This is a genomic window from Teredinibacter waterburyi, assembly GCF_001922985.1.
GTDB lineage: Bacteria > Pseudomonadota > Gammaproteobacteria > Pseudomonadales > Cellvibrionaceae > Teredinibacter > Teredinibacter waterburyi.
This window is the reverse complement of the sequence record NZ_MRUH01000125.1, coordinates 111,664-118,414: the sequence shown is the minus strand read 5'-3', so window position 1 is coordinate 118,414 and position 6,751 is coordinate 111,664. Positions and strand designations below refer to the sequence as shown.

Genomic DNA, 6,751 nt, shown 5'->3' with positions numbered 1-6,751 from the left:
GAAGCGAAAGCAGCTGTTGCTGCATAAGTGGGGTGTCTACTTTTTGTGGGGAACACCAGGCTGCGCAATTTAGTGATCGTCGTAATGCCCACCAATTGCAAAGATATAAATTGAATGTTCATCGTATTTATAAATTAGGCGATCTTTTGGGGAGATGCGTTTTGACCAAAACCCAGCAAGGCTGTGTCTAAGTTGCTCTGGTTTTCCCATACCGTTGTTTGGGTCGTCACGGAGCATTTCTCTCAAAAGTTTGCAAAGAGCTTTGTGTAACTTTTTATCTTTTTCAGAAAGTGGTGTCCCCCACGAAAAGTAGACGCCCCCACTTATGCAGCAACAGCTGCTTTCGCTTCAAACTCAACAGCGCTAACCCCATCGTTTGCAGAATACCTTCTTTTTCGATTATAAAAAACTTCAATGTAACCAAATATACCGGATCGCGCAGCGTCAATCGACTGATAATTTTTAGCGTAGAATGATTCCATAACAGTATTACCCCAGCAATTACCCTTCCTACTCATGCTGCGCGCAATATTGTGACGTTCAAGAAAACCAACGTAACCGTTTGAACGATACTGCGAACCACGGTCCGAATGGACGATCATGCCAAGAGAAACTCCTCGTGCATCAATCGCCATTTGCATAGCTCGTGTAATTAATTGCTCTGTCATATTTGTGTCCAAACTCCAGCCAATGATCTTGCGAGAGAATAAGTCCATAACTGTCGCTAAATACAACCACTGTTTGTCCACCCAAACGTAAGTAATATCTGTTACCCACTTTTGATTAGGCCGATCAGTGGAGAAATCCCGCCACAGTAAATTGTCTGCCACATTGTGCATCGTTAGAGCGTGCCCACCATAGTTAAACGCCTTGCCGTTTCGCGCAATAATGCCCTTTTCTTGCATGATTTTGGCTATAAAGTTCACAGAGCACTTATGCCCAGCGCGTTAAGCTCCGGAGCGATTCTAGGCGCACCATACGCAGCCTCAAACACTTCGTAGGTATCCTTTGTTCTGGTCAAGTAAAACCTGTAGTGGTCTAATAGCACCGGGCACTTTAATGAGAGACAATAGTAGTCAACAATTAGGGTGCCCTTATGAGTCAGAAGCGTAGTTACAAACAGTACCCGAAAGAGTTTAAGGAAGAGGCCGTTGCACTGGTTCGAGAGCAAGGCTATTCCGTTCCTGCGGCCGCTAAACAGTTAGGCATCGCAACCAAAATGCTCTACAAGCGGAAAGAGAAGGTGGGGTCTGGTGGGGCAGGTGAAGTGTTAGCTGAGGATGAGAGAGCCGAGTTTAAGCGCTTGTGCAAGGAAAGCAAAGAGCTGCGTATGGAGAAAGAGATTTTAAAAACGGCCATTACCTTCTTCGAGAAAGAAATGAAGTAAAGTACGATTTCTTTAGGCTGAATCATTTCGCTTTCCTGTGGTTATTGTGTCTCGAGTGATGGGTGCCGGGAAGACGCCCTATTACGATTGGATTAATCACCCCGGCACTGTAATAACTAGTGATACCTTGCATTTACACCGTAGGGTGAAATGGCTTTTCGAGCAAAGTCTCAATAGTCTCGGTAGTCGTGGGATGATGAAAAAATCACGCGAAGAAGGCTTTTAGGTTACTCGTTATCGGGTTCGTAACTTGATGCATAAGCTTGGCTTAAAGGGCACTCAGCGAATCGCTTATAAAGTGACAACTAAACGCAAAGCTTCTGATGCAGTAGCCGACAACTTGCTGAATCAAAATTTTAACCCAGTGGGGCCAAATTAAATTTGGGCGGGTGACGTCACTTACCTGAAGACCGGCGAAGGCTGGATGTCTTTAGAGATTGTTACGTATTTATACTCGCGTCGAGTTGTTGGTTGGTACATTGATAAGCGCATGACAATTAATTTAGTGGGCAAGGCTCTGGTGAAGACCTATAACCTAAGGCAGCCACCCAAAGGCTTGGTTTTTCATGGCGATAGAGGCTCACAATATACCAGTAAGCACTATCGAAAACTGCTCTAAGGCAAACAAGCACAGCGCGTTAGCGAGAATATTATAAAATATTGGTGTCTGGTTTTACTTGACGAGAACATAATTTTTTAATTGTAAAATTAAGAATCTTTATTACTAAATTTATGGCTTTGTTGTGTGTGGTGAACAAGTTGTCTTGTATGTATAGAAAGTCTCGGAAAAATTTGCAGCTGAGCTTGGCGTTGCGCAATAATAGAGACCGTGAAATTTTCAGTAAGTAAGGGGATGGTTTTGAGGGTGTTGGTATGTGTGTGGCTTTGTATCGTTTCATTTACGGTTTACTCGAATGACGTCGATTGTGATAATCCCGTAACCACAATCGACATCAACGTTTGCGAGGGCCGGAAAGCTGAAAAGGCGGAGCAAGTTCTAGAAAAGTATTTTCTAACTGCACTTGAGACGATTAAAGATCAAAAAAGTGCTTACTCAAGCTTAGAAAAAAGTCAGGTTACTTGGAAAAATTACAAGGAGGATTATTGTGCAGCGATATATGAGAATTGGATAGAAGGCACTATTCGAGGGTATATGCAAATTACTTGTGTGCTGAAGTTAACTAAACAGCGTACACACAACATTTGGGGAGACTATCTTACATATATGGACTCAACCCCGCCAAGGTTGCCCGAGCCTGAGGAATAGCTCATATGCCACCATGGTAGTCAAACCGAACCTTCACCTACGCTTCATGCTACACAATTGTACGCGCTGTGCTCCGCTCTCAGTTCACTGAGCTTAGCGTGGCATATGTAGCTTGTGAAAATATTCACCGTTGCTAGATAGAGGGTATGATAATTAGAAAAAGTATAAATAAATTAGGGTTAGCATACATATTTTTAATTTCAATGAATTGCGTTGCATTAGATTCTGACCTTTCAATGCTAAAAATTAACAAGAATTTATACGTGATACTTGGAGGGGACGGACAAGGGGCAAACGTTGGAGTTAGTGTTGGCGAACAAAGTGTTGTGTTAATAGATGCGATGGTGGAAAAATCGACGGATAATTTATTTAAGGCAATTCGTTCTGTTTCAAGCAAGCCAGTTAAGTACGTTGTAAATACCCATGATCATTTTGATCACGTCGGAGGGAACGCATTGTTTTCAAGTAGAGGAGCTACAATTATTTCACATGATAGCGCAAGTTATGAAATGCCCATGGATATTATCGGTTTTGACCGCAAGCTAATTCTAAGTCATGGCGAAGAACAGATGGAGGTCTTTCATGTGGCTTCGCATTCCCCTAGTGACGCTATAGTTTATCTTAAAACCAGTAATGTAATCTTTGTGGGGGATGTGTTCGCAACTGGTTGGTATCCTGCGTTATTTCATGGAGGTATATCGGGTCAGAATGAAGCCATTGATCTTGCCCTATCTTGGGCAGACGAAAATACGAAAATAGTCCCCGGTCACGGAGATGTTTCGAATAAATCAGATTTTTTATTGTATAAGAATGCCAGTATTCTTTGGGTGGATAGAATTATGGCATTACATAAAATGGGAGTGAGGGAAGAGGCAATGACAAAAGATAAAAAGCTCAATGATATTAGAATGATGTTTAAAACACCTGCCACCAATAAAGATGCGTTCGATCGATGGTTTCAGGATTTGGTTAAGAATACAATTCAAGTAGAGTCCAAATCTGCAATGTAATAATCACATCTTGGCGATATCTTTTGTATCGTTTGAAAAGGCTAGGCAACAAAAATCGTCAAATATGGGCGGTAGGGCTGCACGAGTTTAGTTGTATTTGCTCAAGCTAGATCCTACTCTTCGACTTGAAAAGAATAGAGCTGTCCGTTCTGATAAAGGCGACGACTCTTAAATCAAATCAATACAAAAGATAACTATCGTACTCCACACCAAAATCTCATTATCAAACACGAAGCTGGTTTACCCTATTTAGTGTAAGAGCTGGGCAGCGTGTCCAAAGCTTGTAAGGTGATGCGTGTATCTCGAGATACATTCTATATCTAGCAAGAGCTCGTTGAGGAAGGCGAGTAGATAAGCCGATCTACAAAATCCGAGAGCCCTAATCCGAATTTCTGAGTCGATTACGCGATGGAGGAGGCTGTAATTACCTACGTAATTAATTATCTAGTTTATGTCCATGACCGAACCAGCAACGATCTTCGTAAAGTTGGTGTATTTGTATCTGGCAGTGGTGTCTATCCAATCTGGGTTCGCCACAACCTTGAGAACATTAAAAGCGCCTAAAAGCTTCTGAAGAAAAGGTCGTTAACGATGACGTCTTACTCACTGATACACTGGCCTCTGGGTTAGATAAAAGAAGCACGATGTTTAAGGTTGCTGGGAGATTGAGAGAACGCATCCAGACTACTTGTGGTGTAGGGCACTTTTTACGTTGGTAGTCTGAAAGGAGTGGGAGATATCTGCCAGAAATTTTTGTCGACACGTACCGTGAAGTAACGTTTTATACGTTCTACACGAGGAAGTCACCGATCACCGTAGTTGATATTCTCAATGATAAAGCTTTGTCGTTCTTTGAGACTCAATGGGTATCCAAGGCTAAGGATATTGATCACATCAAGACCAAAGCCTTGTCGCCATAGGAAAATGGTATCTGTTAGTGTTTCCATTAAACGATTTTGAATGAGTTTTATCAGATGTCGTTTCGCAAGAAGCTTTACCGTTCATTTCAAGGGCTGCAAAAAAAAACAGGAAGGATGGGCCTGTTACTACAACAATGACCGAGCACAGCAAGGGTGAATGTGCTGTGGCAGAACGCCAATGGAAACTTTACGTGATAGTAAGTCGATTTGGGCTGAAAAAAATTTAGCTCAAATACAAACTGACAGACACCTGATTAAAATAGGTAGCTGTCAGCTCAGCCAGGGCCTACTGAAATTTATAGGTAACTACAAATACTAGTAAGAGTGTTTGCGCTGACTATTTTGTCGGATAAAGCCTCGACAAGCTATCATCTCCTTTATCGTTAACTCGCTTCAGATCCTTATCCCACTGTTTTAACGCATCTAGCAAGAGTGCTCCGTTCCAGTTGTTATTTTTAGCGTCCGCATAAAGCGTTGCGTCAAGGGCTCGCAGTTGGTTTTCCAGGTTTGGATGTTTAACGGTGGAAGCTATGTCAGCTAAGCTTTGTATATTTTTGTTTGGCCATTCAGCTCTTCCCCAGTCAATTACTGCTTGTCTAATTTCGGCGTGGTTATTGACGCGGCAGGCTCGGGTAAGTTTGTTATAGGCTGCTTTTGATGATTGCTGGGATGAGGGTTGGTATTTCTTTGATTTTACTTCACGAATCAGTGTGTTGAGTTTATGTCGAGTAACTAGCCAAAGATATAATGCAAGACCAAGCGCGAGGATCAGTAGGGCGCATATAATCTGCCAGATATAGGTTGGCGTGTTTCTAGTGTTGTTTGGTTTGGTTTTGGAGTTATCGCCGGGCGCCATGGTTAGATTATTATTACTTGCTTTGGCAATAGCTTCTTCTGCTAAACGCTTATTTTTTTCGTAGTTGTCATCGCCGGCGACGGTGAGTTTCTTTTCTGGTAGTTCGGCGTATCTGAGTTGATTGCTGTTCACATCCCACCAAGGTATTTTCACTGCAGGTAAAATCAGTTCACCGCCTTCGGAGACAACGACGGCAACAGATTCTATTCGCTTGCCGTTTATGCCACTTTCATCGGTATCGTTACTTAGTTCTGGTTGCTCAGGATAAAGCTTAACTTTGTCTTCTAAATTCTTATCAGAGATGAGTTGCGGTAGCTGTGATGACATTAGCCCCTGAGCAGTCAAGATTATTTTTCGCGTAACTGGCTCGCCCACTTTGAATGTTTGTGGGCTGCTATTCCATGACTCAGCTATGGTGACCTGCGTCGCTGGGATCCATGTGGCGGTTTGTGGGAACGTACTGGGTTTTGGTTTTACATTGATCGTCTTTGCTTCGGTACGCAGCCGTTTAACTTCGCTGCGCCCGGAGTTTAAGCCAAACATATTACTGCGCCCACCGCGAGACAGTCGCGCCATCCAGCGGTAGGCGGGTATTTCTAAGGTGCCGCTTTCTTGTGGATAAACGACATAGTTAAATTCCGCAACGTTATAGGGTTTGCCATCTACGGAACGGTGGTAATTTACGTCGGGCATGGCTTCTACAATTGCGCCATCGATCGTGAAGTCATCGCGTTCTAAAGCTTGAATGGCGACGGAGTAGTACAAGCGATAGCGTACGCGAATTTGTTGCTGTACGTAACTTTCTTGCGGTTCTATTAATGTTTCGATAAAAACATCGCCCAAAGTTCCGTTAACCGGTTGAGCTTGTTTACTTACATTTATTTCTATTGCATCGCTAAAATCGTTACCAATTTTGAAAGAGGGGACAACTAGCCGTCCAGATGATTTGGGGAGTAAAATCATGCTCCACTCGGTAAATGATTCTACACTGCCATTGATGCTGCGAAATTGATTGCTTTGCTGTTGATTGATGATTTCAAATTGGGTAGATAGCGCACTAAAATCTAGCTGGGTATTTGTTCTTCCCGAGTAGCGCAGTGTTAGCGTTAGGGTTTCATCTAGAGATAAGTTATTCCGGTCGACGCTTGCTTTTAATGCTTGCGCACTAGCGGTAGATGTGCCAAGCGCTAAGAGTAGCAAAAGGGCACTGATGTAAAGCTTTCGGACTAATTCTGTATATTTAGATGAATTTTTCATGTTCTTTATGTAATCCACTAACGGTTTGCTTAGGTGTTGATTATTGACTAGTCG

General features: G+C 42.7%; 4 protein-coding genes and 3 pseudogenes. 4 read left to right on the top strand and 3 right to left on the bottom strand.

The window, feature by feature from the left end; all coding sequences use genetic code 11:
- Positions 1–69: 69 nt before the first annotated feature.
- Positions 70–237, bottom strand: coding sequence for a type II toxin-antitoxin system YoeB family toxin (locus IDZ20_RS10810; RefSeq protein ID WP_245792262.1), 168 nt, complete (start codon positions 235–237; stop codon positions 70–72).
- An 86-nt stretch (positions 238–323) separates the two neighbouring features.
- Positions 324–932, bottom strand: a pseudogene (locus IDZ20_RS10805) (IS3 family transposase); the annotation flags it as partial.
- 164 nt (positions 933–1,096) lie between these two features.
- Here IDZ20_RS10805 and IDZ20_RS10800 point away from each other — a divergent pair.
- From IDZ20_RS10800 to IDZ20_RS10785, 4 genes and pseudogenes are all read left to right on the top strand, one after another.
- Positions 1,097–2,003: pseudogene (locus IDZ20_RS10800) on the top strand (IS3 family transposase); the annotation flags it as partial.
- Between the two features lie 213 nt (positions 2,004–2,216).
- Positions 2,217–2,654, top strand: coding sequence for a lysozyme inhibitor LprI family protein (locus tag IDZ20_RS10795; protein ID WP_188151444.1), 438 nt, complete (start codon positions 2,217–2,219; stop codon positions 2,652–2,654).
- A gap of 146 nt (positions 2,655–2,800) precedes the next feature.
- Positions 2,801–3,664, top strand: coding sequence for an MBL fold metallo-hydrolase (locus tag IDZ20_RS10790; RefSeq protein WP_188151443.1), 864 nt, complete (start codon positions 2,801–2,803; stop codon positions 3,662–3,664).
- Between the two features lie 177 nt (positions 3,665–3,841).
- Positions 3,842–4,819, top strand: a pseudogene (locus tag IDZ20_RS10785) (transposase family protein); the annotation flags it as partial.
- Positions 4,820–4,921: 102 nt separating this feature from the next.
- Here IDZ20_RS10785 and IDZ20_RS10780 read toward each other — a convergent pair.
- Positions 4,922–6,697, bottom strand: a complete 1,776-nt coding sequence (locus IDZ20_RS10780) for a BatD family protein (RefSeq protein WP_188151442.1) — start codon at positions 6,695–6,697, stop codon at positions 4,922–4,924.
- Positions 6,698–6,751 lie beyond the last annotated feature (54 nt).

What these genes read in the sequence shown, in the direction of transcription:
- IDZ20_RS10810 (WP_245792262.1), bottom strand. Translation starts at nt 237, where the DNA reads ATGCTCCGTGACGACCCAAACAACGGTATGGGAAAACCAGAGCAACTT.
- IDZ20_RS10790 (WP_188151443.1), top strand. Translation starts at nt 2,801, where the DNA reads ATGATAATTAGAAAAAGTATAAATAAATTAGGGTTAGCATACATATTT.
- IDZ20_RS10780 (WP_188151442.1), bottom strand. Translation starts at nt 6,697, where the DNA reads ATGAAAAATTCATCTAAATATACAGAATTAGTCCGAAAGCTTTACATC.